Source organism: Streptococcus sp. SP1, assembly GCF_030440005.1.
Lineage (GTDB): Bacteria > Bacillota > Bacilli > Lactobacillales > Streptococcaceae > Streptococcus > Streptococcus parasanguinis.
Window position 1 is genome coordinate 1 of record NZ_JAQFJJ010000039.1, and the last position, 3,033, is coordinate 3,033.

General features: G+C 42.3%; 1 protein-coding gene and 1 pseudogene. Both read left to right on the forward strand.

The features are described 5' to 3' along the window. Window positions 1-320: 320 nt before the first annotated feature. Window positions 321-2,165, forward strand: a complete 1,845-nt coding sequence (locus PCY07_RS10400; RefSeq protein WP_014713795.1) for an APC family permease — start codon at window positions 321-323, stop codon at window positions 2,163-2,165. Between the two features lie 348 nt (window positions 2,166-2,513). Continuing rightward, window positions 2,514-3,033: pseudogene (locus tag PCY07_RS10405) on the forward strand (preprotein translocase subunit SecA); the annotation flags it as partial.

Consider the following 3,033-nt stretch of genomic DNA (forward strand, 5'->3'; position numbering starts at 1 on the left):
CCACCTCCGCACAGTTGAGTAGGGCTGTAAAAGCTGATGAAATCAGCGTAGTAGAGCCCACTCAACCACTGCGTCTTGCTCGACAATCCAAAAATAATTGAGAGGCTAGGATTTTTGTCCCAGCCTCGTTTTTTGCTGGATCAATTTGAAAAGAAGCGGACCGATCTAAGAGAGCTTGAATGAATGACCACAATGAAAACTTTATGAAAATTTCATAATTTCGGTTGACAGTCTTGAAAAAAAGGAGTAGAATAACCCCTGTTTTATGAAAAGAGGCAGGAAATTCCCGGCCTCGTGATCTTTTTTTCAAGGAGTTTTTTATGTTTTCAACATTGAAAAAATGGTTTATTGGCCGTCCGTTGAAATCTGGTGCAGAAGGTGAAGGCGGATTGCTAGGGAAAATGCAGGCCTTGGCCATGCTCTCTAGTGACGCACTTTCTTCTATTGCCTATGGTCCAGAGCAAGTTATCTTGGTCTTGATGACCGTATCAGCAGGAGCTATTTGGTGGTCCATTCCAATTGGGATTGTGGTCCTGGTTCTCCTAGCCAGTTTAACGATTTCTTATCGCCAGGTCATTCATGCCTACCCTCAAGGGGGAGGGGCCTACATGGTGACTACGGAGAACTTGTCTCCCAAAGCTGGTTTGATCGCTGGTGGTAGCCTCTTGGTTGACTACATGCTGACGGTAGCGGTATCTGTTTCTTCCGGTGCAGATGCCATCACGTCAGCGATTCCGTCTCTTCATCCTTATAATCTACACATTTCCATTTTGTTGGTCTTGATTTTGATGCTGATGAACCTGAGGGGATTGCGCGAATCAGCGACATCGTTGATGATTCCGGTCTATCTTTTCATTGTCAGTACCATTGCCTTGATCGGCTATGGTGTGATCCAAATCTTGACGGGTCACTTGGCCTATAATGCAACTGCTCATGTGGGGCAAACCATTTCAGGGGTTAGTGTCATTCTCTTATTGCGTGCCTTTACGAGTGGATCGGCTTCCCTAACAGGGGTTGAAGCCATCTCCAATTCGGTTCCTTTCTTTAAGAAACCAAAAGCAAAGAATGCAGCCTCTACCTTGACCATTATGGCTTTGATTTTGGGGATCATGTTTGCAGGGATTACCTTCCTCAATTACTGGGTGGGTGTCGTTCCAGCTAAAGGGGTGACGACTCTAGCCCAAATGGCCCAAGCCATCTTAGGAAATTCCCCAGTCGGTAAAGCATTCTTTTACGTCTTCCAATTGTCAACAGCCTTGATCTTGGCAGTTGCGGCTAATACCGGTTTCTCAGCCTTTCCAATGTTGGCCTTTAACATGGCTAAAAATAAATACATGCCACACATGTATATGGAAAAAGGGGATCGTCTGGGCTATTCCAATGGGATTTTAACCTTGGCGATTGGTGCCATCGTCTTGCTCTTGATCTTTGATGGGCAAACAGAAAGCTTGATTCCGCTTTATACTATTGGGGTCTTCATTCCTTTTGCCCTTTCTCAAACAGGGATGGTGATCCACTGGAAACGCCAATATCAAAAAGGATTTCTTAAGTATTCGCTTGCCAATATCCTCGGGGCAGCCATCTGTTATGGGATTGTCTTGATCCTCTTATTATTCCGTTTGCGTGAGATCTGGCCCTTCTTCCCTATTATTGGTCTCTTACTTTGGATGTTCTTGAGCATCCGTAATCACTATGATAAAGTTGCGGCCCAATTGCGCTTGGGAGGTAAGATTGAAAAGACAAGTTATGCGGGCAATACCGTGATTGTCCTTGTTGGGAATGTCACTCAGGTAAGTGTGGGAGCCATGAGTTATGCAAATAGCCTAGGAAACGATGTTGTGGCAATGCACGTCTCAACGGAAGAAACCAAGGTCAAAGATGCTGAGGTAGCAGAAGAATTTAAGCATTATTTCCCTCATATTCGCTTTGAAAATGTCATGACGAGTTACCGGGATATTATCCAACCAACAGTTGAATTTGTCTCAAAAGTAGCTGAGGAGGCCAAGGAAAAAGGCAACACCGTCACAGTCTTAGTCCCTCAATTTATCCCTAAAAAACATTGGCAAAATATTCTCCACAACCAAATGAGTTTGAAATTGAAGTATGCACTTCGTTGGCACGAAGAGGTGGTTGTGGCAAGCTATTCTTACCATTTGTCTGAATAACCATCGCATAAAGAAAAGATATCTGTTTGAGAGGCAATTCGGATTAAAAATAAAGCTGTCTAAAAAACTTTCCGCTGTTAGAAAAGTTTTAGTATATTCTTGATTCATTTTAAATATTAGAACTCTTTATGATTTCAATACAGAATCACTTAACTTATTCTACTTTAAAATAGTTTTTTTCTACGTTATAAGATGTCTGCTTTGGCAGGCATTTTTTGAATGATCTGAGAGGAATAGTATCCATTCAAAAGTCCTGTAAGACATAGTCTTAATCTTGAAAAAATGTTAGAAAAATGCTAAAATTAAAAGAACATTTTAGATTTTGGAAGTTTCAAAGTAAGGAAAAAAATGGCAAATTTATTAAAAACAATTATTGAAAATGATCGAGGTGAAATCAAACGCCTTGAAAAAATGGCTGACAAGGTCTTTTCTTATGAAGAGCAAATGGCAGCTTTGACAGATGATGAATTAAAAGCGAAAACAGTTGAGTTTAAGCAACGCTACCAAGATGGTGAGTCTTTAGATGATCTCTTGTACGAGGCTTTTGCAGTTGTTCGTGAAGGGGCAAAACGGGTCCTTGGTTTGTTCCCATACAAGGTTCAGGTCATGGGGGGAATCGTCCTTCACCATGGTGACGTTCCAGAGATGCGTACAGGGGAAGGAAAAACCCTGACAGCAACCATGCCGGTATACTTGAATGCCTTGTCTGGCAAAGGGGTGCACGTTGTTACTGTCAATGAATACTTGACAGAGCGGGATGCAACAGAGATGGGAGAACTTTACTCATGGCTAGGCCTTTCAGTAGGGATCAACCTTGCAGCGAAATCTCCAGCTGAGAAAAAAGAAGCTTACCTCTGTGATATCACTT